At 61.2% G+C, this 20,083-nt stretch carries 24 protein-coding genes; 11 read left to right on the top strand and 13 right to left on the bottom strand.

The window, feature by feature from the left end:
- The first annotated feature begins 22 nt into the window (after positions 1-22).
- Positions 23-865 carry a glycosyltransferase family 25 protein gene (locus GDN47_RS01135; RefSeq protein WP_152092542.1) on the top strand — a complete coding sequence of 281 codons (843 nt, stop codon included), beginning with the start codon at positions 23-25 and terminating at the stop codon, positions 863-865.
- 11 nt (positions 866-876) lie between these two features.
- Positions 877-1,578, top strand: coding sequence for a polysaccharide deacetylase family protein (locus GDN47_RS01140; RefSeq protein ID WP_113355068.1), 702 nt, complete (start codon positions 877-879; stop codon positions 1,576-1,578).
- Positions 1,579-1,744: 166 nt separating this feature from the next.
- Here the strand turns inward: GDN47_RS01140 and GDN47_RS01145 are convergent, their stop codons facing one another.
- On the bottom strand, positions 1,745-1,939 hold the full coding sequence (locus GDN47_RS01145; RefSeq protein WP_152092543.1) for a hypothetical protein: 195 nt from the start codon (positions 1,937-1,939) through the stop codon (positions 1,745-1,747).
- Positions 1,940-2,285: 346 nt separating this feature from the next.
- On the opposite strand from GDN47_RS01145, the gene GDN47_RS01150 reads away from it, so the two are divergent.
- The 4 genes from GDN47_RS01150 (at position 2,286) to GDN47_RS01165 (ending at position 6,968) form a co-directional block, all read left to right on the top strand.
- On the top strand, positions 2,286-3,548 hold the full coding sequence (locus GDN47_RS01150) for a flavin monoamine oxidase family protein (protein ID WP_152092544.1): 1,263 nt from the start codon (positions 2,286-2,288) through the stop codon (positions 3,546-3,548).
- A 191-nt stretch (positions 3,549-3,739) separates the two neighbouring features.
- On the top strand, positions 3,740-4,837 hold the full coding sequence (locus GDN47_RS01155) for a branched-chain amino acid aminotransferase (RefSeq protein WP_113330397.1): 1,098 nt from the start codon (positions 3,740-3,742) through the stop codon (positions 4,835-4,837).
- A 101-nt stretch (positions 4,838-4,938) separates the two neighbouring features.
- Entirely contained in the window at positions 4,939-5,862 is a 924-nt protein-coding gene (locus GDN47_RS01160) for an NAD(P)-dependent oxidoreductase (RefSeq protein WP_152092545.1), read from the top strand.
- Between the two features lie 65 nt (positions 5,863-5,927).
- Positions 5,928-6,968, top strand: a complete 1,041-nt coding sequence (locus GDN47_RS01165; protein WP_152092546.1) for an NAD(P)H-dependent flavin oxidoreductase — start codon at positions 5,928-5,930, stop codon at positions 6,966-6,968.
- 65 nt (positions 6,969-7,033) lie between these two features.
- Here GDN47_RS01165 and GDN47_RS01170 read toward each other — a convergent pair whose 3' ends face one another.
- The 3 genes from GDN47_RS01170 to GDN47_RS01180 form a co-directional block, all read right to left on the bottom strand.
- Positions 7,034-7,285 (bottom strand): DUF2312 domain-containing protein, encoded by a 252-nt coding sequence (locus GDN47_RS01170; protein WP_015341059.1) that lies wholly within the window; start codon positions 7,283-7,285, stop codon positions 7,034-7,036.
- Between the two features lie 171 nt (positions 7,286-7,456).
- The gene (locus GDN47_RS01175; protein ID WP_152092547.1) at positions 7,457-7,762 is read right to left on the bottom strand and encodes a DUF1244 domain-containing protein; all 306 of its coding nucleotides are present in this window, start codon (positions 7,760-7,762) and stop codon (positions 7,457-7,459) included.
- 27 nt (positions 7,763-7,789) lie between these two features.
- Positions 7,790-8,584 carry an N-formylglutamate amidohydrolase gene (locus tag GDN47_RS01180; protein WP_152092548.1) on the bottom strand — a complete coding sequence of 265 codons (795 nt, stop codon included), beginning with the start codon at positions 8,582-8,584 and terminating at the stop codon, positions 7,790-7,792.
- Between the two features lie 204 nt (positions 8,585-8,788).
- Here GDN47_RS01180 and GDN47_RS01185 point away from each other — a divergent pair, with 204 nt between their 5' ends.
- The 4 genes from GDN47_RS01185 (at position 8,789) to GDN47_RS01200 (ending at position 12,915) form a co-directional block, all read left to right on the top strand.
- Positions 8,789-9,277, top strand: a complete 489-nt coding sequence (locus GDN47_RS01185; protein WP_069613236.1) for a DUF1036 domain-containing protein — start codon at positions 8,789-8,791, stop codon at positions 9,275-9,277.
- Positions 9,277-10,716, top strand: a complete 1,440-nt coding sequence (gene pyk, locus GDN47_RS01190) for a pyruvate kinase (RefSeq protein ID WP_069613235.1) — start codon at positions 9,277-9,279, stop codon at positions 10,714-10,716. The genes GDN47_RS01185 and pyk overlap by 1 nt, the downstream gene beginning before the upstream one ends.
- 126 nt (positions 10,717-10,842) lie before the next feature.
- Positions 10,843-11,724, top strand: a complete 882-nt coding sequence (locus GDN47_RS01195; RefSeq protein WP_152092549.1) for an NAD(P)-dependent oxidoreductase — start codon at positions 10,843-10,845, stop codon at positions 11,722-11,724.
- Between the two features lie 555 nt (positions 11,725-12,279).
- Entirely contained in the window at positions 12,280-12,915 is a 636-nt protein-coding gene (locus GDN47_RS01200; protein ID WP_113355226.1) for a LysE family translocator, read from the top strand.
- Positions 12,916-12,919: 4 nt separating this feature from the next.
- Here the strand turns inward: GDN47_RS01200 and GDN47_RS01205 are convergent, their stop codons facing one another.
- From GDN47_RS01205 to GDN47_RS01220, 4 genes are all read right to left on the bottom strand, one after another.
- Positions 12,920-13,891, bottom strand: a complete 972-nt coding sequence (locus GDN47_RS01205) for a threonine ammonia-lyase (RefSeq protein WP_145316106.1) — start codon at positions 13,889-13,891, stop codon at positions 12,920-12,922.
- Positions 13,892-13,979: 88 nt separating this feature from the next.
- A complete protein-coding gene (locus GDN47_RS01210) occupies positions 13,980-14,552 on the bottom strand; it encodes a DUF4865 family protein (RefSeq protein ID WP_113330388.1) in 573 nt (190 codons plus the stop codon).
- 3 nt (positions 14,553-14,555) lie between these two features.
- A complete protein-coding gene (locus tag GDN47_RS01215) occupies positions 14,556-14,951 on the bottom strand; it encodes a cupin domain-containing protein (RefSeq protein WP_113355218.1) in 396 nt (131 codons plus the stop codon).
- A 5-nt stretch (positions 14,952-14,956) separates the two neighbouring features.
- Positions 14,957-15,349: a tautomerase family protein gene (locus GDN47_RS01220; protein WP_152092550.1), complete on the bottom strand. Its 393-nt coding sequence runs from the start codon at positions 15,347-15,349 to the stop codon at positions 14,957-14,959.
- Positions 15,350-15,460: 111 nt separating this feature from the next.
- On the opposite strand from GDN47_RS01220, the gene GDN47_RS01225 reads away from it, so the two are divergent.
- Positions 15,461-16,405 (top strand): LysR substrate-binding domain-containing protein, encoded by a 945-nt coding sequence (locus GDN47_RS01225; protein WP_152092551.1) that lies wholly within the window; start codon positions 15,461-15,463, stop codon positions 16,403-16,405.
- On the opposite strand, the gene GDN47_RS01230 is transcribed toward GDN47_RS01225, so the two are convergent.
- The 5 genes from GDN47_RS01230 to purE form a co-directional block, all read right to left on the bottom strand.
- On the bottom strand, positions 16,381-17,433 hold the full coding sequence (locus tag GDN47_RS01230) for an alpha/beta fold hydrolase (protein WP_152092552.1): 1,053 nt from the start codon (positions 17,431-17,433) through the stop codon (positions 16,381-16,383). The two genes, GDN47_RS01225 and GDN47_RS01230, sit on opposite strands and share 25 nt — an antisense overlap.
- Before the next feature lie 99 nt (positions 17,434-17,532).
- Complete coding sequence (locus tag GDN47_RS01235) at positions 17,533-18,162, bottom strand: tetratricopeptide repeat protein (protein ID WP_145631962.1); 630 nt, start codon at positions 18,160-18,162, stop codon at positions 17,533-17,535.
- 90 nt (positions 18,163-18,252) lie between these two features.
- A complete protein-coding gene (ykgO, locus tag GDN47_RS01240) occupies positions 18,253-18,378 on the bottom strand; it encodes a type B 50S ribosomal protein L36 (RefSeq protein WP_003582204.1) in 126 nt (41 codons plus the stop codon).
- A gap of 152 nt (positions 18,379-18,530) precedes the next feature.
- Complete coding sequence (locus GDN47_RS01245; RefSeq protein WP_145631964.1) at positions 18,531-19,589, bottom strand: 5-(carboxyamino)imidazole ribonucleotide synthase; 1,059 nt, start codon at positions 19,587-19,589, stop codon at positions 18,531-18,533.
- Positions 19,586-20,083: a 5-(carboxyamino)imidazole ribonucleotide mutase gene (gene purE / locus GDN47_RS01250; protein ID WP_173002428.1), complete on the bottom strand. Its 498-nt coding sequence runs from the start codon at positions 20,081-20,083 to the stop codon at positions 19,586-19,588. The genes GDN47_RS01245 and purE overlap by 4 nt, the downstream gene beginning before the upstream one ends.

Here is a 20,083-nt window from a genome sequence, read left to right on the forward strand (position 1 = left end):
TATGACCTCGAGGTATCCATTCATGCAAGCCCACGAATTCAACCCGTCTTCGGCGATGCCGCTCGAAAGATCTCATACGGGATTCGAGTTCGCTCCTGCGTCCAATCCGGCCGGTGCTGTTCTGGACACGCCCGGCCAACCCGTCATTCGTGGCTTCATCATCCATCTGGATCGTGCCCGCGATCGCATGCCGCAGGTCGAAAGGCTTGCTGCAAAGCTTCCGGTGCAAAGCGAGATCATCGAGGCAGTCGATGGCCGCACTCTGAGTGCCGTCGAGATCGATAGCGTCTATCGTCCTCGGCTGCAGAAGCCATATTATCCGTTTGCCATGAGCACGGGCGAGATTGCCTGCTTTCTGTCGCATCGCAAGGCTTGGGCTGCCATTGTCGAACAGAATATCGACGCAGGTCTCATCTTCGAGGACGATGTCGAGATCGACGACCCCTTCCATGCGGCCTTTGCTGCCGCCAAGGCCTGCCTGAAGCCAGGTTCGTTCATTCGCTTCCCGTTTCGCATGGGAAAGGAGCATGGCAGATCTGTTCTTTCCCAAGGGGAGACCGATGTCATTCAACCGACGAGGATAGGTCTCGGCATGGTGGCCCAGCTCGTCAGCCGAGATGCCGCCATCCGCCTGCTGGAAGCGACCTCCGTCTTCGACCGGCCCGTCGATACCACCGTGCAGATGAGCTGGTTTACGCGCGTATCGCCGCTCTCGGTCCTGCCTGGCGGCGTGCGTGAAATTTCCCCTCAGCTCGGCGGCAGTACGATCAAGAGTCGCAAGACACTGGCAGAGCGGCTCTCCAGAGAGGTGTTGCGGCCGCTCTATCGCGCCAAGATCGCGCTTCGCTCGCGCCGCATCATCTGAGACGATCCATCGTGGCTGTTCCAATCCTCGCATATCATCAGATTGCGGTGCCGCCGTCGCGCAAGGCGCCGTTCAGAAGCATGGTCGTCCATCCCGAAGCCTTCCGCCGTCAGATGGAATGGCTGAAAAAGCTTGGAATTCAGGGTGTGTCGCTGCGTGAGGCAATGCCTTACATCCGTGGCGAGAAGGCCGGCAAAGTCGCTGCCATCACCTTCGATGACAGTTATGCCAATGTCCATGAGAACGCCTTGCCCGTGCTGCAGGAGTTTGGCTTCACCGCCACGAATTTCGTTGTGGCGAACCAGATCGGCGGCAGCAATGTCTGGGATGTCCCCCTTGGCGTGGCTCAGGCGCCCTGCATGTCGGTCGAACAGCTGAAGCATTGGCACAGCCTCGGGCATGAGGTGGGATCGCACACGCTCGATCACGTTCGCCTGCCGCAATTGCCGATGGAAGAGGCGCGCCGTCAGATCACGCATTCGCGCGAGCTGCTCGAGGATTTGCTCGACGAAGGCGTTTCGTCCTTCTGCTTTCCCTATGGCGACGAAACGCCGCTCGATCGCGTGCTTGCCTATGAAGCCGGTTACAGCGCCGCCACGACGACACGCCGCGGTCGGGCGCGACCGGGCGACGATCCGTTCGGCCTGCCGCGCGCGACCATCCGGCGCAACGACAGCTGGCTGCATTTCGTCAAGAAGTGCGTCGTCGGATAGTCAGCCCTGTAAGTAGGATGCCGCCGTAAAGCTGCAGCTGCCTTTGGTCCTGTGGCCGTCGGTGGAAGGGCCTGCCATTTGATGGTCTATTTGTCAGGTGCGAGCTTATCGCTCACGGGCATGGCCAGCGTTTTTCCGCTATCGGTCGGTGTGGCTGCGGCCACAGCTATGGTTGCTTTTTCGGCGCGGGATCGGCAATCGGCTGACCATTGCCGTCGCTGAGTGTGACAGCTCCGTCGACATGGTTCTGTGCTGTCGCCGCCGGCGGCATGAGGGTCCAGGTGAAATAGGCGATCAGTCCGCAGACGCCGAGCAGGAAGACGCTGAGGATCGCGGGGATAGACCACTCCTTCGTGAACATCGGTGTTTCCGAATGCGATTTGAAAGAGGCGCGACGTGTGGCCGCCGTCTTATTGAGCTGTGTTGGCACAAGCGCCTCCAATACTACGCGTCGCGGTCGAGAGTGTTGTCCCGAAGGTCCGTTTCCGCACGATCTTCCTCACTATCTGTCTAGATGAAGCACGTACGACATTCGCGGTTTCAGCTCAATGCGGCAATTTGGTATCCCGTCGTTGCGCCCGTTTACAGGCCGCGCCGAGGTCGGCTACACATGATCGACAGGGTTCGCGCCGGCGGATTGGCGAGCCTCATATCACCAAGTCGCGCGGCTGGATTATTCTCCAGCGCTTGCGCGAAGAGGAATTGGAATGCCCATCGAATCCTGGAGAGGCGGCGAGATTGACGTTGCCGTGATTGGTGCCGGAGCGGCAGGAGTAAGTGCTGCCCGACAGCTGCAATTGCTTCGGCCGGATCTCTCGATCATCTTGCTCGAAGCGTCCGATCGCGTCGGCGGCCGTGCCCGTTCGATCCATCCGTTCGGAGCCGATGCCGCCGCGCTCGATCTCGGCTGCGGCTGGCTGCACGGCGCGCGCACCAACGCCTGGACTGATATTACCGAAGAGGTGGGTTTGACCGTCGATCGCACGCCTGCGCCCTGGAGCGACGGCGGCCATCGATTGGAACAGAACGATCCCGATGCCAAGGCTGCGGCTGCCGCCGTCAACGCCTTCTTCGAGCGGGTCTATGAGTACGAGGGAGATGCAGACGCCGATCTCTCGGCCATGTTGTCGCCTGATGATCCGTGGAATGAAAGGATTTACGCCGTCGGCGCCTTCATGACCGGAGGAGAGCTCGACAAGTCCTCGGTGATCGATCTTGGCCGTTACGATCCCGGCCCTGGTCCTGACTGGCGCGTGCGGCAGGGCTACGGCACTTTGGTTGCGACCTACGGCTTGCCGGTGCCGACCGTTCTCGGCGCCGAGGTCAGCCGCATCGACCATAGCGGCGCTGGCCATGTCGTGCTTTCCACGAGCAAGGGCGAGCTGCGGGCGAGGGCCGTCGTCGTCACTGTTTCCACCAATGTGCTTGCGGCTGGACGTATCGCCTTCTGGCCGCCTCTGCCGGAGAAGATCGAAGCAGCTTCCCGCCTGCCGCTCGGTCTGGCAAACAAACTCTTTCTTCGCACAGCCGAACCTCGGATGTTTCCGGAGGATGCGCATGTGATGGGATCGCAGCATAGCCGCCGAACGGGGGCCTATCAGCTGAAGCCGTTCGGTGCTCCGGTTATCGAGGCCTATTTCGCCGCCGACCTTGCGCTCGATCTGGAGAGGCATGGCATCGATGCGATGTTTGATTTTTCGGTGGAACAGTTGAAGCGCGTCTTCGGCGCCGATGTCGGCAAGACGCTGTCGCCGCTGGCGGCGTCGGCCTGGGCGGGAGAGTCCTTCTTTGGCGGCTCCTATTCCTATGCGACACCCGGTGCGTCCGACCTGCGCAGCGTCCTCGCCGCTCCCCATAACGGACGTTTGTTCTTCGCCGGGGAAGCGTGCTCGAAGACGCGTTATTCGACCGCGCACGGTGCCTATGAAACCGGCGTTGTCGCTGCTGAAGCCGTTGCGGAAGCGCTCTGATGGAAAGCCGATGAAACCGATAGCCAGCTTGCAAGCGAGAAATAGCGATTCGCCTCATAATTTTATGCAAATCGCTCTTAAACTTGCGTGAGAACAGGCGTAAACGCAATCAAATACCACCCGATTTGATTTACACCATCCTTCGGGAGATGGGCGGCGAAAGCCGCGACACAAGAAGCATTGGAGGAGCCATGAGCACCGGCGAAAAATTAACCTTCGACATCCAGAAAAACCCTAATCCCGCGACGGCGAGCGAGCGGGAAGCGCTGCTGCAGAACCCGGGCTTCGGCCGCATCTTCACCGACCACATGGTGACGATCCGCTATTCGCAGGATCGCGGCTGGCACAGCGCAAAGATCGAGCCGCGCAAGGCGCTTCCTCTCGATCCCGCGACCGTGGTGCTTCACTATGCGCAGGAAATCTTCGAAGGCATGAAGGCTTATCATCTGCCGGACGGCGGTGCGGCCCTTTTCCGCCCGAGCGCCAATGCGCGCCGTTTCCAGAATTCGGCGGAGCGGTTGGCGATGCCGCGCTTGCCGGAAGAGCTCTTCGTCGAGTCCGTCCGCGAGCTGGTCAAGATCGATCGCGAATGGATCCCGACCGCCGAAGGGGCGTCGCTCTATCTCCGGCCGTTCCTGATCGGTACGGAAGTCGCCCTCGGCACAAAGCCATCGGCGGAATACATCTACTGCGTCATTGCTTCGCCGGTTGCCTCCTTTTTCAAGGGCGGCGGATCTGCCGTCACGCTCTGGGTTTCCGAGAATTTCACCCGCGCCGCTCCGGGCGGCACCGGTGCTGCCAAGTGTGGCGGCAATTATGCCGCAAGCCTCTCAGCGCTTGCCGAAGGCCAGCGTGAAGGCTGCGATCAGGTGGTCTTCCTCGATGCCGTCGAAAAGCGTTGGATCGAGGAGCTTGGCGGCATGAACGTCTTCTTCGTCTTCGACGACGGATCGCTGCAGACACCGCCGCTCACAGGCACGATCCTGCCGGGCATCACCCGCGATTCGCTGATCAAACTCGGGCGCGACATGGGCCTGACGGTGCGCGAGGAACCCTATTCGATCGAGCAGTGGCAGGCGGATGCCGAGAGCGGGCGCCTGCGCGAATCCTTCGCCTGCGGCACGGCGGCCGTCGTGACGCCGATCGGCAAGGTGAAGGGCCGCAAGCACAGCTTCACCATCGGCGACGGCAATGCCGGCGCTACGACGCAACGCCTAAAGGCAGCCCTGACCGATATCCAGTTCGGCCGCGCGCCGGACAAGAACGAGTGGCTGGACCGCCTGTTCTAAGCGAACCGTGAACCCATACCCGGCGGGAAAGGTATATGAGCACTCCCGTCGGCTCTGACACAAGAAATCGCATAGTCACCCGAACCATCGGAGTTGTTGTGATGACCAGCGTCAGCGAACGTCCGGGCGGCGAGCCGGGCGCGGAGATTGGTTTTGTCGGCCTTGGCGTCATGGGCCAGCCGATGGCCCTTAATCTCGCAAAGGCAGGCACCAGGCTGGTGGTCTGGAACCGCTCTGCGGCAGCAGCCGATCCGTTGCGCGAGGCGGGTGCCACGGTGGCGGCGAGCGTCGAGGAGGTGTTTGCGCGCACACGCATCGTCATCCTGATGCTGGTCAACGAAACGGTGCTGGACGAGGTGTTGCGGCGGGGTACTCCGGACTTCGCCAAGCTGCTGTCTGGACATATCGTCGTGTCGATGGGCTCCAATCCGCCCGGCTATTCGCGCGGGCTTGCCGCCGATATTCTTAGCGCCGGCGGGCAATATGTCGAAGCCCCGGTTTCGGGGTCGAGGAAGCCTGCCGAGACGGCGCAACTCGTCGCGCTGCTCGGCGGCGATGCGGAGACGGTTGCCGAGGTGCGGCCGCTGCTTGCGCCTATGTGCCGCGAAACGATCCTGTGCGGCCCGGTCGGCAATGCGCTGCTGATGAAACTGACCGTCAATCTCTATCTTTGCACCATGCTTGCGGGGCTTGCCGAAGCCGCGCACTTTGCCGAGAGCAACGGGCTCGATCTTGAAACTTTTCAGGCGGCTATCAATTCCGGTCCTATGGCCAGCGATTTGACACGCGTGAAAATTCCGAAGCTTGTTGCGCGGGATTTTTCAGTGCAGGCGGCGACGGCCGATGCGTTCAACAGCACGAAACTGATTGCGGAGGCAGCTCGCGCCGCGGACATGGCATCGCCCGTCCTCGATCTCTGCCGCACTCTCTATGGTGAAAGCGTCGAACTCGGCAATGGCCGACTCGACATGGTGTCGGTGATCAAGGCGATCGAGGCCCGCACCGAAGCGCTTGGTCGCTCCTAGCAACTCATCGCGCAACCCCTATGTTGGGTTAAGACTTGGGCAGGCATTTCCGGAAGGACGGTCCTATGGACAGCAATCTTTTTGAACAGCTGGGCTTGAAGCATCCTTTGATCGTCGCACCGATGGCCGGTGGTCCTTCGTCGGTAGAACTCGTGGCTGCGGCTTCCGCTGCCGGTGCCCTCGGCGCCATGGGTGGCGCCTATTTAAATGCCGCGACGATCGAAACCTTTGCAGCTCAGGTTCGCCAGCGAACCGACAAGCCGTTTTCGATCAATCTCTTCATTCCGCATTCGATCCCGGAGGTTGGCACCGATCGGCTTGAGCGCGCCGTGGCCGCGACCGCAGGATATCGCCAGGAGTTGGAACTGCCGTCGCCGCAGCTTTCTCCTCCCTACGAAGAGGATTTCGATGCGCAATTCGAAGCTGTCTTGCGCATCAAGCCGGCCTGCTTCAGCTTCGTCTTCGGCCTGTTGCCGGCCGACCATGTACGAGAGGCGAAAAAGGCTGGTATCCCGCTGATCGGCACGGCAACGACACTCGACGAGGCGAAGGCGCTGGAAGAGAGCGGCGTGGATGCGATCGTGCTGCAAGGCTTCGAAGCGGGCGGTCATCGCGGCATTTTCGATGCGAGGGCAGCGGATCCGGAAATCGGCATGCGAGATCTCCTGGCGCAATGCTTCGGCACCGTTCGTTTGCCGTTGATCGCAGCCGGCGGCATCATGACCCCAAGCGATATCCGCGCGGCGCTGCAGGCGGGCGCGCAGGCCGTCCAGATGGGCACGGCCTTACTTGCCTGCGCGGAGGCAGGAACATCGGCACCCTATCGAAAAAAGCTGCTCGAAACGCCGGAGCGCAGGACGCGGACGACGCGCGCCTTTTCGGGCCGCTTTGCGCGCGGGATCGAGAACCGCTTCATGGACGAGATGGATGGGAAGCCGGATGCCATTCTTCCCTTTCCGGCGCAAAACAAGTTCACGCGGGACATACGCGGTGCGTCGACAGCGAAGGGATCGCCGGATTTCCTGTCTCTCTGGTCGGGAACCGGCAAGGGCGAACTCTGGCAGGGGAGTGCCGCCGAATTGATCGGTCGTCTTTTCGCAGAGTGATGCGCTCAAAAAGAAAGGAGCCGACTAGCCGGCTCCCGCATCTCGCAAGGCTGGTCAAGCCTTGATCATTCCATGCCGAGTGCGGCCATATAGGTCTGCAGGATGGATTCTTCTTCCAGACGCTCATTCGCGTCCTTCTTGCGAAGGCGGATGATGGTGCGGATCGCCTTGGTATCGTAGCCGCGGCCCTTGGCTTCGCCCATGACATCCTTGATGTCGGAGCCAATCGCGGCCTTTTCTTCTTCGAGGCGCTCGATGCGCTCGATGAATTGACGCAGTTCCGCCGCGGCCACGTTCTCGACGCTGTTCTCTTCCATGCACTTCTCCTAAAGGGTCTCAAAGGGTCGCTTGCAGCCTGTCGCAAATGAGATCGGTCGGTCACCGATAGAGCACATCGCTTCATGGCTTGCGCGGTATTTCGAATTCGATCGGGCAGTTGACGTGCCGCGAATGGCGCGCAAGGTCAAGCCGAATTGGTGAAGGGAGCGTTAATCTTTCGGCTTGTTCTGCTCGAAAGCGGCTTTTTGCACAGGCGAGGCTTCTTTCTGGTGCAGGTTCTTCCAATCTTCGTAGGGCATGCCGTAGATCACCTCGCGCGACTCATCCTTGCTGACCGGCAGCCCGGCCTCTTCGGCCGCTTCGCGATACCAGTTGGAAAGGCAGTTGCGGCAGAAGCCGGCAAGATTCATCAGGTCAATATTCTGAACGTCGCTGCGTTCGCGCAAATGCGTAACGAGACGGCGGAAGGCAGCGGCCTCGAGCTCGGTCTGCTGTTCCTTGGTGACTTCGGTCATCTCTTTCTCCTCAATTCGCTTGCCGGCTCACGCCTCGTAAGGCCCAGTGCGCGAAGGATAGCGCCTATATTCATGGAGCGCGGGATCGGCATTGATCTCTGCGAAGATCGGTGCCAGGCGATCGGCCCATTCGACAATGCCGGCCTCGTCGCCGATCAGATCCTGGCGGACCTCCAGCAGCGCATGCGCAATACCCTTCGTCATGCAATGGCGAAACATGGTGTCGTTGCGCAAGGCGCCATCATAAGGCTCGTTGTCTCCGATAACGAGATCGGTATCGGCGCCGAGCTTTGCAAGAAGCGGCACGACGGCGCGATCGTCGCTGTCCCAAAGCACGCTAGCATGCCAGGGGCGGGGAACGCCTTTCCATGCCGGCGTGAAAGAGTGCATCGACAGAACCAGGGGTGCCTTGCCGGTCGCTTCCGCCACGGCGGAAATCGTCTCATCCACCGCCTTGTGATAGGGCCGGTGGAAAGCCTCGATGCGGTGGTTCCATTCCTCATCGGTGATCGGATGATTGCCCGGAATGATGGCTCCGTCCGAGATCTTCATGATGAGCGTCGGGTCATCCTCGCCGCGGTTCGGATCGATCAGCAGGCGGGAAAAGCCGCCAAGCACGCCCGGCACATCGAGCCGCGCGCAGAGATGGCGGCATAGGCCCTCGATGCCGATGTCGTAGGCGATGTGGCGGGAGAAGGCGGTCTCCGGCAGGCCAAGGCTGCCATAACGCTCGGGCAGGCGCCGCATGGCGTGGTCGCCGAGAATGACCATGCCTTTGTCACGATTGCCGGGTATGAATTCAAACGGTCTGAAATCGGTCATGCGGATTGTCGATTATTGAAATTTTCAACTCTTTGTTTGATTGCATGTGCGGATGGAAGGTGCAAGGTTTGCAGCTTCGATCGGATGGAGAGCGGCGCATGGTGCCGTCACCATCCCGTGAAGAAAATATAATCGATTAGAGTTGCGTTGACATTCATGGGATGGCGGCGCAAGAAGACGCAACAACGAATAACCGGGAGCCAATTGGAAGCCGTGTCCAGCCAAGTCGCGCCACGTTTCGTTAAGCGGTCAGGCCCGCTCGCCCGAATCGCCTTCCTCATTCTCGCTGCGGCAGCGCCGTTCTTTTTCATGCCGAATGCGGCTCATGCGGATTTCCGAACGTGCAACGGTACGCAGAACCTTGTCGGGGTTGCGATCGGCTATCGCGCCAAGGACGGCTGGGTGACGGAAGGCTGGTGGCAGATTCCGGCCAACACCTGCGCGACTTTGATCGAGGGGCCGCTTCAATCCCGCTATTATTATCTCTACGCAGAAGATGCGGCCCGCGGCGGCCGCTGGACGGGCGACGTCGAAATGTGCGTGGCGGAAAATGAATTCAAAATCCCAGGCGTCAAGGATTGCTACGCGCGTGGCTACCAGAAGATGGGATTCAAGGAATACGACACCGGGCGCCAGGCGAGCTGGATGGTTCAGCTTTCCGAGCCCTCGGGCAGCCAAGAAAGCCAGAATTGATGAGACGAAACCGAAAAGTCAAAATCCTCGCAACGCTCGGTCCGGCCTCCTCTTCGGAGGAGATGATCCAGAAGCTTCATGAGGCCGGCGCGGACCTGTTCCGCATCAACATGAGCCATGCCAGCCATGATGTGATGCGCACGCTGATCCAGCGCATCCGCGCCGTCGAAGCTCGCTGTGGTCGGCCGATCGGCATTCTCGCTGACTTGCAGGGTCCCAAGCTGCGCGTCGGCAAGTTTGCGGAAACCAAGGTCGACCTCAAGCCCGGCCAGACCTTTACGCTCGACAATCAGGATATCCCCGGCGACAACACGCGTGTCTACCTGCCGCATCCGGAAATCCTGGAATCGGTTCAGCCCGGCCACCGCCTGCTGATCGATGACGGCAAGCTGGCGCTGCGCGCCGAAAAGTGCGACGGCAAGAGCATCGTGACAACGGTCATTTCGGGCACCAAGATTTCCGACCGCAAGGGTGTCAGCCTGCCCGATACGCTGCTCGGCGTCGGCGCGCTGACCGACAAGGACCGCGCCGACCTCGACGCCGTTCTCGCGACCAATGAAGTCGACTGGGTTGCGCTCTCCTTCATCCAGCGCCCGGAAGATCTGACGGAAGTCCGCAAGATCTCGCATGGGCGCGTCGGCTTGATGTCGAAGATCGAAAAGCCGCAGGCTGTCGAGCGCATCGAGGAAATCATCGAGCTTTCCGACGCACTGATGGTGGCCCGCGGCGACCTTGGCGTGGAAATGCCGCTGGAAGCCGTTCCCGGCATTCAGAAGCAGCTGATCCGCGCCTGCCGCCGTTCCGGCAAGCCGGTGGTCGTTGCCACGCAAATGCTAGAATCGATGATCTCCGCGCCGGTCCCGACCCGCGCCGAAGTCTCAGACGTCGCGACCGCCGTCTTCGAAGGCGCCGATGCCGTTATGCTTTCTGCAGAATCTGCATCCGGCGACTATCCGGTCGAAGCCGTTTCCATGATGGCCTCGATTGCCGGCACCATCGAGCGCGAGCCGCATTATCCGGGCATCATCTATGCCCAGCGCGCGCTGCCTGAGGCAACCGGCGCCGATGCGATCTCGCTCGCCGCCCGCCAGATCGCCGAGACGCTGAAGCTTGCCGCCATCGTCTGCTACACATCATCCGGCACCACCGGTCTGCGCGCCTCGCGCGAGCGTCCGCAAGTTCCGATCCTGGCGCTGTCGCCGATCATCCAGACGGCACGCCGCCTGTCCGTCGTCTGGGGCATGCACTGTGTGGTCACTCATGATGCCACCGACCTCGACGACATGGTCAACAATGCCTGCCGCATCGTTGCCGAGGAAGGCTTCGGCAAGCCGGGCGACCGCATCATCATTTCGGCCGGTGTTCCCCTTGGTACACCCGGTGCCACCAACATGCTGCGTATTGCCTATATCGGTTCGGACGGCCAGTCCGGCGTGTGATTGCCGACATCTGATTGCGGCAGCACCTTAAACACCCGAAACCCGCTGTCGAAAGACGGCGGGTTTTTTCTTGAAACCGAAGCGTCTGCGATCCCCAAGCAGGCGGATTGAGAAGGAGATATTCCAATGAAAGTCGGATTTATCGGATTGGGCCAGATGGGCAGCGCCATGGCCGTCAATCTCATCAAGGCCGGGCATGAGGTGACTGTCTATAATCGGTCGCGCGACAAGGCCGAGGCTCTGGCCGGCGAGGGCGCCAAGGTTGCCGCGACCGTAGCGGATGCGTGCGGCGGCGAGGCTGTCTTCACCATGCTCGCACATGACGATGCGCTATCGGCCGTCGTCCATGGCGATGGCGGCGTTCTGGCAAGCCTTGGCAAGGGTGCAGTTCATATTTCCGCCAGCACGATCAGCGTCGCCATGTCCGAACGCTTGACCCAGGATCATGCCGCCAAAGGCCAGCGCTTCGTTGCCGCGCCCGTCTTCGGTCGTCCGGAAGCTGCTGCTGCGGCGAAGCTTTTCGTTGCCGCCGCAGGTGCGCCAGACGCCATCCAGTCGGTTACGCCGCTCTTCGAGGCGATCGGTCAGCGGACTTTCGTCCTCGGCGAGGAGCCGAAGTCTGCCAATCTAGTCAAGCTCAGCGGCAATTTCCTCATCGCTTCGGTCATTGAGTCGCTCGGCGAGGCCATGGCGCTGGTCGAGAAGGGCGGTGTCGACCGGCATGCCTATCTCGATCTCTTGACCTCGACGCTGTTCAACGCACCTGTCTACAAGACCTATGGCGGGCTGATCGCGGATCGCAAGTTTCAACCAGCCGGTTTCACCGCGCCGCTCGGCCAGAAGGATATCCGGCTGGCATTGGCTGCCGGCGAGGCGCTGAACGTGCCGTTGCCATTGGCGAGCCTGCTGCGCGATCGGTTCCTCAACCTGCTGGCGCATGGCGGCGAGGAGCTGGACTGGTCGGCGATTGGCGCGTTGGCGGCAAAGGATGCAGGTTTGGTGGGGTAATTGGCTGACCTTGGGAGTGTCATCGCCGACGATTGAGTTCGTGGAGGGTGTGCACCCCCTCTGTCACTTCGTGACATCTCCCCGCCGGCGGCAGGGCTATCGCATATGGAGGCGGACGAGCACCATAAGCTCCTTCTCCCCTTGGGGAGAAGGTGGCCCGAAGGGTCGGATGAGGGGGTTATCGATTTGAATTCATGGATTTTTGTGGTCTTGGCGGGCACCCCCTCATCCGCCTGTCGGCACCTTCTCCCCGCTGGGGAGAAGGGGGACAGCGGCGATCTCCGCTCATATGCGATACCCCTGCCCACAAAGGGGGAGATCGTAGGGAGCTTGCTGCTCTTCCTTTCGAACCGACGAATTGCAGTTTCTGCAGATACGATGTGCCTTGGGGCTCATGGGTGCCGCCCCAATCTCCCCCTTGTGGGGGAGATGTACCGAAAGGGACAGAGGGGGTATCACAGGTGCGGCAAACTGGTGGAAGCCAGGCGAACGAAGCGACCCCTTGCTAACCACCTTCCCACATGCAACCTTCCTCTCTTCAAGAGGAGGGACACCATGCATCTCACCACGCTGCTCGCTTTCGCCGCCGTTTCCTTCATCGGTATCGCAACGCCCGGGCCGACCGTGCTTCTGGCGCTGACCAATGGTTCGCGCTTCGGCGTCAGGCGGGCCCTGCCGGGCATGATCGGTGCCGTTCTTTCTGACGCCGTACTGATCAGCGCTGTTGCCATCGGGCTTGGCGCCCTGCTGGCGGCTTCCGAATTCTGGTTTTCGGCTCTGAAATGGGTCGGCGCGGCCTATCTTGCCTTTCTCGGCATCATGATGCTGCGCTCCAAGGGAAGCATCGACGGCGCTTTGCAGGCGAGCGCGGGCCAGACGAAAGGAACCGCTTTCTCGATTGGGCTGAAGAGCTTCATGGTCGCTGTCACCAATCCGAAGGGTTATCTCTTCTTCTCGGCCTTCCTGCCGCAGTTCATCGATCCCTCGGCGCCGCAGATGCAGCAATATATCGTGCTCGGCGCGATCTTCGCCGCGCTCGATTTCATGATCATGTTCGGCTATGCGGTCTTCGGTTCGCAGGCCGTGCGTGTGCTGAAGTCGGAAGGGGCGAAATGGCTCGAGCGCGCCTGTGGCGGCGCGCTGCTGGCTCTTGCCGGATCGCTGGCGCTCTATCGGCGCGCCGTGAATTAAAGGCCTAGTGGCGGCTTAACGCCGTCTCGAAGACTTCCCTGTCGACATTGCCGCCCGACGTGACCGCGATCACCGTATCGCCGTCGATGTGCTTGCCGTGGAAGAGTGCTGCAGCAAGCGCGACGGCGCCGCCCGGCTCCACCACGATCTTCAAACGGGTGAAGGCAAGCGCCATGGCCTTCTGTGCTTCCTCATCCGTCACGACGAGGCCGAGGCCGCAGAGGCGCTTGAGGATCGGAAAAGTGATGTTGCCGGGCTGCGGTGTGATGATGGCGTCGCAGATCGAGCCCTGCAGTGCGGCATTGCGCTCGATCTTACCCGAGGCCAGCGAGCGCGTGGTGTCATCAAAATTTTCCGGCTCGCATGGATGCACCTTCAGGCCCGGAGCGCGGGATTCGAGCGCCAGTGCAATCCCCGAAGTCAGGCCTCCTCCGCCGCAGGGAACAAGGACGCTGGCCGTCTCGATGCCTTCCTCGGCGGCCTGTTCGGCAATTTCCAGCCCGGTCGTTCCCTGGCCGGCGATCACCTGCGGTTCGTCGAATGGTTTGATGAGCGTCAGACCGCGCTCGCTTGAAATACGTGCGCCGATCTCATCGCGATCTTCCTTTACGCGATCGTAGAGCACAACCTCGGCACCGAAGGCACGGGTATTGGCGATCTTCAGCTTCGGCGCGTCGGTCGGCATGATGATGACAGAGGGAATGCCGTGCAGCTTTGCCGCCAATGCCACGCCCTGGGCATGGTTGCCGGAGGAGAAGGCGATCACGCCTCTGGCCCGCACGTTTGGCTCCAGCGCTGAAACAGCCGACCAGCCGCCGCGAAACTTGAAGGAGCCGGAGTGCTGCAGGCATTCGGCTTTCACGAACAGGCGTCGCCCCGCGATTTCATCGAGAAAGGGCGAGGAGAGCAGCGGCGTGCGGCGCGCCCGACCGCCGAGGCGAGTGCGGGCGGCTTCGATCATTGCGATATCGACCATGGAGGGATCACTCTTTGGATTCAGAAAGACTTCCCTCAATAAAGCGCCCGTCTTTCCTTTAAAACAACGAGATTGTCTCCGTGACACTTCAGGCGATGCCAGGTAGCGAAAGATGTCCGACATTGTAGGTTTGGACACCCAGCCGGGCCGGATCTTTCGGCGGTTCGGCCAGGAGGCGGAAGCGCACCAGCGTCCAGTGTGTCGGCTCGAATGCGGCGACCGAGGCGAGCGCTTCGCCGTTCGAGATGACTTGCGCTGCTGCTTCGATCTCCTTCGCGCGGAGTTCGCCGAGCGATGTCTCGGCATCGATTGTGACCACCTCGCGTGTCGCGAATTTGGTGCGGCGAATATCCCTGGACGTATCGGCGTGCCAGACGATCCAGGTATTGACCTGGGGGCGACCGAAATTCTCCGTCAAGGCTTGGAAGCCTGGGCCGCAGACGAAGTCGCTGAGACCTTCTTCCTGCTGCCAGACGTAGAAGGGCGAGTAGAAATTCTGCCGGCTTTCGGTGACGGCATCGCCCTTTCTCGCCGTCAGGTAGGCCTTGAATTTCAGGCCTGGAAGATTATCGAGCAGCGGACCTTTTTCGCGGATACGGCGATCGATGATCGCCATGTCATAATCCGCTGGGAGGGGAAAGTTATATTGCATGGCGATCATTTGTCATTCCTCCAGCCAGGTCACGGCGCTTCCATTCTGCGCCGCCTGGATACTGATATAGGAGAAGGCGTTCTCCGGCCCCGCGCCGTGTCGGTGGCGCTCGTTCGGGGCGAAGCTGATGCAATCGCCGGCGCGCAGCTCCTCAGCCGGGCCGCCGAAGCGTTCGGCAAGTCCGACGCCGGACAGAACATAGAGGATCTGTCCGTGCGGATGCGTATGCCAGCGTGTCATGACGCCGGGTTCGAGTTCGCAGCGCATGGCTGTGAGGCCGCCGTTTTCGGCGTTCTCCACCAGCGACTCCACCAGGAAGGAGGCCGTGGCGATGCCCTCGGGCGACGGCCGCATATTCGTGCCGGCGCGGTGGATGGCGGGCGATTGCGAAGATGTCGTCTGAGGCATCGCTCTTAGACCTGCTCGATCATCTGCGCGCGGCCGTCAGAGAAGGACCAATCTTCGCGCGTCGCGGTGGTGATGGTAATCATGATGTCTTCGGGGCGGACGCCAGGCGCATCGCCAAGGAGTTCAGCGACGCGTCGATAGAAGGCTTTCTTGACCTCCGTGCTGCGCGGCTTGCCGATCGTGACATCGAAAAAGACGTAATCATCCGAGCGCGGCTTGCTGGCGAAATAGGTCCGATCGAAGACGAGTTCATGCGGCTCCAGCTGATGAATGGACTGGAAGCGGTCGGTCGGCGGTACCTCGAAGGCTTCGATCAGAGCGCGGTGGAAGTTATCCGAAAGTGCCTTGAGATATTCCGGCGACTTGCCGCGCAGAAGGGTGATGCGGGTGAATGGCATGGGATTGCTCCTGTTTCCGTGTCACTTGACGATCATAGAATGCCAGCGGATAATCATCCTGAAAATCAGATAATTCCGAATAAATAGTCCCGAAAATATGGATGGTTATTCATGCGAAAGGTCGTCTTCGATCTCGATGTGCTGCGCAGCTTCGTCACTGGCATGGATCTCGGCAGTTATGCCAAGGCGGCCGACAGGCTGGGGCGTTCGACCTCGGCGATCAGTGCCCAGCTGAAGAAGCTGGAAGAGCAGGCAGGCATGCCGATTTTCCGCAAGGCGGGTAGAGGGTTGGCGTTGACGGAAGCCGGGGAGGCGATGCTTGGCTATGCCCGGCGGCTGCTTGATCTCAACGACGAGGCGGCCACGGCGCTGCATGGGACGGAGCTTGAGGGCTGGGTGCGGCTCGGCTTGCAGGAGGATTTCGGCGAGACACTGCTGCCGGACGTATTGGGTCGCTTCGCCCGTGCCCATCCGAAAGTGCGCATCGAGGCGCGTGTCGTGCGCAATGCGGAACTTGTGGAGCGGGTGACATCAGGCAAGCTCGACCTGGCGCTTGCTTGGAGCGACGGTTTCCGCACTGCTCACACGGATCGTATCGCCGAAGTGCCACTGTGCTGGGTCGGTCCGGCGAATGGCGCTGTGCATTGGCATGCCGACAGCGGTGAGGTCATGCCGTTGGCTTCGCTTGAGGCGCCATGCCTGCTGCGCAACATCGCCACGAAGACGCTCGATCGCGCCGGTATCGGCTGGCGGATATCCTTCGTCAGCCCCAGCCTCGGCGGGCTCTGGGCTGCGACGGCGGCGGGTCTCGGCCTGACACTGCGCACGCCGCTCGGCTTGCCGCCAAAGGTGCGGCAATTGACGCCTGGCGAGGCGGGCCTGCCGGCGTTGCCGACGCTCGATCTCGTCCTGCATCGTGCCGAGGCGGAGGGAAGCCCGGCGACGGAGCGGCTGGCATCCATCATGTTGCAGGCAGTGCGGCAGACCATCGAGACCGTGCCGCAGAGCCGCATATTCGAGGATGCGCCTAGTCACGACGATGTCGTCATGGCCTGAGATACGGCAGCGGATTCCGAAGATTCCTCCGTCAGGCTGGCGATGCGGATTTCAGCCTGTGCGGCAAGCACTTGCAGATCGCGCGGCTGGCCCGCCAGCCTTTCCATGGCGGCGATCGCGACATCCGTCGTTACATAATCCGGCTTGTGGCCGAGATTGCGGATGGTGATGAGTTCGGCGCCTGCGATATCGCGGGCGAGCCCGCGCGAATGCAATTCCTCCAGCACGACATCATCACTGTCGCCGGTGATGATGATGGTGGGCGCCTTGATCTCGCTGTAGCGCGGCGCGTGAGCGGAGACATAGGCAAAGAGATTGACCACGTCGATTGCGTTGTTGCGGAAGGTCTGGGGCCGCAACACCAGTTCCGGTGCCGTCTTCATGATATAGTCCGCTGGTCGTGCATTTGGGCGGAAGATGCTGAGCGTGCCGGTCTCGACCCGGCGCAAGCCGAGCGGGATGACGAAAAGCTGAGTGAAGAGCCAGCCGAAGACGGGGGTGGCGGCAAGCGTATAATACCAGTCGACGCCGCCCGACCAGGGGTGCGTCGCCGGGGAGAGGAAGAGCAGCCCCTCGGTCTTCTCCGGATGTCGCATGCCGAAAGCGGCCGCGATCGCACCGCCGAAGGAGTGGCCGATGATGATGGCGCTCCTGATGCCGCGCTTCTCCATGAGCTTGGCAATGGCATCGGCCTGACCGGAGGGAAGGGCATTTTCGGCAGGCCCGCGTTCGGAATAGCCGTGACCGGGGCGGTCGACGAACAGCATTTCAGCGCGGCCGGCCAAAGGTGCGGCAAAGGCTTCGAACTGATCTCGCAGATTGCCGCTCGCCCCATGGATAAAAACCAAGGCCGGCAGATCAGCTGTTGCCGGGCGCGGCAGATGCACGGCATTGAGGCGATAGCGGCCGATATCGGTAAGCTCGCCAATATTGGGATAGGCCTGCTCGATGGCACGGGTTTTGTAGGCGGAAAAGCCTGCGGCGAAAACGATAAGGATAACGATGACGGCGAACAAAGAATCGATCATTGCGGCACGGATCAAATATCTTAAGACGCTAATCTAGCGCGATATTGCGGCTTTTCATCCCTCCAAATGCGATTTCCGCCGGGAGACCGCCGCATGCAATCAGGTGCGGCTGCCGGCAAGTTTTTCCGAGAGCTTGCCCGCTTCTTCCTGGGCCGATCGATTCGCCGGGTAGACCTCCAGAAAGCGGTCCCAGATCTTCAGGGCCTGTGCGTCGTTGCCGCGCTCGGTCAGCATCGCCGCCATGCCGGCCAGCGCGCCGAAATGGCGCGGCTCGATGCGCAGGACCTGATTTATGTCTTCCATCGACTTGCGATAGTCGCCGATCGCAAAATTGAGCGTGGCGCGTCGGTTCCAGCCTTCGACATAGTCGGGCTTCAGCGAGATCACCTGATCGAGATAATCCATCGCGGCGGCATTACGCTTTTCCTGAATGGCCTTGCCGGCCCATTGCATCAGGAGATTGATGGTGGCGCTGCCGGAATCGCTGAGCTCGGCACTGATCTGGTCCGCAATCAGGCTTGCCTGGTCGGGATCGCGCTGCCGCTTGAGCGCTGTGAACAGATTGTCGAGCTGCTGCTTGGGCGACAGGGTGCCGGAGGAATCGCCGGAATTCTGCTTTTCCACAGGGTTTGGCTCATCAGCCAGCGCCGCATGGGGTGCAGAGGCAGCCAGGGCAAGGAGAATCGGCAGGGCTAGATATGACAAAGCAAAAACGCGCATGGCGGGCATAGTAGCCCGCCAATGTCGAAGATCAAAACAAATTTGATGCGATCAACTAAAACTGAGGCCCGATCCATGGGATCTGAGCCGCGCGCTATATCAGCCCTGACGAGCCTTGTAGCGCGGGTTCAGCTTGTTGATGATGTAGATGCGGCCCTTGCGGCGAACGAGACGGTTGTCACGGTGGCGCGCCTTGAGCGACTTGAGCGAATTCTTGATCTTCATTTTTCTGATCCGCGATCTCTGAGGGGGAATGTCACATTCGCCCGGGTCTTTTAACAATCAAAAGCGCGCTCGGGGCGCGCTCTTTAGGGTGGGGAGCAAATACCCTGTCATACCGGGCCTGTCAACCATGTCAGGGCTTTTTCCCGCTGCTCTTAGCGGAGAAGCTGTGTGACATGGCCCATCTTGCGGCCCGGCCGGGCTTCGGTCTTGCCGTAGAGATGCACGAGCGTGTCGTCAAGGCGCAGCCATTGCGGCAGTGCCAGGATGTCGTCGCCGATCAGATTTGTCATGACACAATCCGAATGGCGCTGAGGATTTCCGAGCGGCAGGCCGGCGACGGCGCGGATGTGCTGCTCGAATTGCGAGATGACGCAGGCGGCTTCCGTCCAATGGCCGGAATTATGGACGCGCGGCGCCATTTCATTGGCGATCAGGCTGCCATCGGCGAGCACGAAGAACTCGATACCGATGACGCCGACATAACCCAGCGCCGTCAATATCTTCTCCGCAGCGTCGCGCGCAGCCGCGGCCGTCTCCTGCGAAATGCTCGCCGGCAGCGTCGAGGTGTGGAGAATACCGTTGCGATGAACGTTCTCCGCCGGATCGTAGCAGGCGACCTTTCCGTCGCTTCCGCGGGCAGCGATGATCGAGATTTCGCGCTCGAAGGATACGAAGCTTTCCAGAATCAACGGCACGCTGCCCAAGGCTGCATAACCGCCTTCGGCGCTGTCGGCGGCGGAGCGATAGACGCGCTGCCCTTTGCCGTCATAGCCGAGACGGCGCGTCTTTAGCACGCCCTGACCGCCGAAATCGGCGAGCGCCTTTTCGAGATCGTCCTGGCTGTCGACGGCATGAAAACGGGCCGTCGGAATGCCACAACCATTGATGAAGCTCTTTTCGGTCAGCCGGTCCTGCGCCATTTCAAGCGCCTTGGGCGGCGGATAGACCGTTACCTGCAAGGCAAGATCCTCAGCGGCGGTCACGGGCACATTCTCGAATTCATAGGTCACGACATCGCAGCGCTTCGCCAGTTCTGCAAGCGCGGCCGCATCGTCATAGGCGGCCGCTATCTGTGCGTTGGCGACATGGGCGGCCGGGCAATCCGCCTGGGGCTCGAGGATGACGGTGCGAAAATTCAGGCGTGCGGCCGCCATGGCCAGCATGCGGCCGAGCTGGCCACCGCCGATGATGCCGATCGTCTTCGCGTTCATAGGTCGTCCATCGGATATTCGGCGACCGCCGCGCTCTGGCGGGCCCGCCATTCGTCGAGCCGGTCGGCGATCTCTTCATCGCCAAGCGCCAGCACGGCGGCGGCAAGAAGGGCGGCATTGACCGCGCCGGCCTTGCCGATCGCAAGCGTGCCGACGGGAATGCCGGCCGGCATCTGCACGATCGAGAGAAGACTGTCCTGCCCGGAGAGCGCGCGGGATTGCACCGGCACGCCGAAGACCGGCAGCGGGGTCATGGAAGCCGCCATGCCCGGCAGGTGTGCTGCGCCGCCGGCGCCAGCGATGATGACCTTGAAGCCCTCGTCCTTTGCGCCCTTGGCGAAGTTCACCAGCCTGTCCGGCGTACGATGAGCGGAAATGATGCGCGCATCATAGGTGATTTCAAGCGCTTCCAAGGTGTCCGCAGCATTCTTCATGGTTTCCCAGTCGGACTGGCTTCCCATGATGATGGCGACAGGCGGTCTTTCGGTCAGCAT

The sequence above is a fragment of the Martinezella dioscoreae genome (genome assembly GCF_009176305.1).
Taxonomy (GTDB): Bacteria; Pseudomonadota; Alphaproteobacteria; order Rhizobiales; family Rhizobiaceae; genus Rhizobium; species Rhizobium dioscoreae.

Coding starts and splice junctions, on each gene's coding strand:
- ykgO (WP_003582204.1), bottom strand. CDS start 18,378: ATGAAGATCAAGAATTCGCTCAAGTCGCTCAAGGCGCGCCACCGTGAC.
- GDN47_RS01235 (WP_145631962.1), bottom strand. CDS start 18,162: ATGCCCGCCATGCGCGTTTTTGCTTTGTCATATCTAGCCCTGCCGATT.
- GDN47_RS01210 (WP_113330388.1), bottom strand. CDS start 14,552: ATGATCGCCATGCAATATAACTTTCCCCTCCCAGCGGATTATGACATG.
- GDN47_RS01165 (WP_152092546.1), top strand. CDS start 5,928: ATGGACAGCAATCTTTTTGAACAGCTGGGCTTGAAGCATCCTTTGATC.
- GDN47_RS01215 (WP_113355218.1), bottom strand. CDS start 14,951: ATGCCTCAGACGACATCTTCGCAATCGCCCGCCATCCACCGCGCCGGC.
- GDN47_RS01200 (WP_113355226.1), top strand. CDS start 12,280: ATGCATCTCACCACGCTGCTCGCTTTCGCCGCCGTTTCCTTCATCGGT.
- GDN47_RS01225 (WP_152092551.1), top strand. CDS start 15,461: ATGCGAAAGGTCGTCTTCGATCTCGATGTGCTGCGCAGCTTCGTCACT.
- GDN47_RS01205 (WP_145316106.1), bottom strand. CDS start 13,891: ATGGTCGATATCGCAATGATCGAAGCCGCCCGCACTCGCCTCGGCGGT.
- GDN47_RS01195 (WP_152092549.1), top strand. CDS start 10,843: ATGAAAGTCGGATTTATCGGATTGGGCCAGATGGGCAGCGCCATGGCC.
- GDN47_RS01180 (WP_152092548.1), bottom strand. CDS start 8,584: ATGACCGATTTCAGACCGTTTGAATTCATACCCGGCAATCGTGACAAA.
- GDN47_RS01170 (WP_015341059.1), bottom strand. CDS start 7,285: ATGGAAGAGAACAGCGTCGAGAACGTGGCCGCGGCGGAACTGCGTCAA.
- GDN47_RS01175 (WP_152092547.1), bottom strand. CDS start 7,762: ATGACCGAAGTCACCAAGGAACAGCAGACCGAGCTCGAGGCCGCTGCC.
- GDN47_RS01220 (WP_152092550.1), bottom strand. CDS start 15,349: ATGCCATTCACCCGCATCACCCTTCTGCGCGGCAAGTCGCCGGAATAT.
- purE (WP_173002428.1), bottom strand. CDS start 20,083: ATGCTGACCGAAAGACCGCCTGTCGCCATCATCATGGGAAGCCAGTCC.
- GDN47_RS01155 (WP_113330397.1), top strand. CDS start 3,740: ATGAGCACCGGCGAAAAATTAACCTTCGACATCCAGAAAAACCCTAAT.
- GDN47_RS01150 (WP_152092544.1), top strand. CDS start 2,286: ATGCCCATCGAATCCTGGAGAGGCGGCGAGATTGACGTTGCCGTGATT.
- GDN47_RS01245 (WP_145631964.1), bottom strand. CDS start 19,589: ATGAACGCGAAGACGATCGGCATCATCGGCGGTGGCCAGCTCGGCCGC.
- GDN47_RS01160 (WP_152092545.1), top strand. CDS start 4,939: ATGACCAGCGTCAGCGAACGTCCGGGCGGCGAGCCGGGCGCGGAGATT.
- pyk (WP_069613235.1), top strand. CDS start 9,277: ATGAGACGAAACCGAAAAGTCAAAATCCTCGCAACGCTCGGTCCGGCC.
- GDN47_RS01230 (WP_152092552.1), bottom strand. CDS start 17,433: ATGATCGATTCTTTGTTCGCCGTCATCGTTATCCTTATCGTTTTCGCC.
- GDN47_RS01135 (WP_152092542.1), top strand. CDS start 23: ATGCAAGCCCACGAATTCAACCCGTCTTCGGCGATGCCGCTCGAAAGA.
- GDN47_RS01145 (WP_152092543.1), bottom strand. CDS start 1,939: ATGTTCACGAAGGAGTGGTCTATCCCCGCGATCCTCAGCGTCTTCCTG.